Annotated in this window: 1 protein-coding gene; it reads left to right on the top strand. The window is 52.2% G+C overall.

All coding sequences use genetic code 11. The annotated features are described in order from the left end of the window. Positions 1 to 49: 49 nt before the first annotated feature. Positions 50 to 379 carry a protein rep gene (locus tag D7V88_RS42320; protein ID WP_244238708.1) on the top strand — a complete coding sequence of 110 codons (330 nt, stop codon included), beginning with the start codon at positions 50 to 52 and terminating at the stop codon, positions 377 to 379. The last annotated feature ends 56 nt before the right edge of the window (positions 380 to 435 follow it).

Below are 435 nucleotides of genomic sequence, written 5' to 3' on the forward strand. Positions count from 1 at the left end.
CCGTATGGCCTCCTGTAGCGGTTTGTTACGTTTTGGTTGGTCTACCATCATGGAAACCGGAGAAACGCGCCTACGGCTTCGTAGTGCGCAATTTTGCCGTGTCCGTCATTGCCCTGTCTGCCAGTGGAGAAGAACCCTCATGTGGCAAGCCCGTTTTTATCAGGCTCTACCGAAAATCGTTGTGGATTACCCGTCTTCCCGATGGTTGTTTCTGACGTTAACTGTCAGGAACTGCGAGATAGGTGAACTTGGACCAGTCCTTACAGCAATGAATGCGGCGTTTAAGCGAATGGAAAAGCGAAAGGAGCTATCACCTGTTCAGGGGTGGATCAGGGCTACGGATGTGCGCTGCCATCCTTACCTCGCGTCACCTCCGTAGCCCTGATCCACCCCTGAACAGGTGATAGCTCCTTTCGCTTTTCCATTCGCTTAAAC

The sequence above is a fragment of the Corallococcus terminator genome, assembly GCF_003611635.1.
Classification (GTDB): domain Bacteria; phylum Myxococcota; class Myxococcia; order Myxococcales; family Myxococcaceae; genus Corallococcus; species Corallococcus terminator.

Bases quoted from the DNA above. Each gene is read 5' to 3' on its own strand.
- D7V88_RS42320 (WP_244238708.1), top strand. From the start codon at position 50: ATGGAAACCGGAGAAACGCGCCTACGGCTTCGTAGTGCGCAATTTTGC.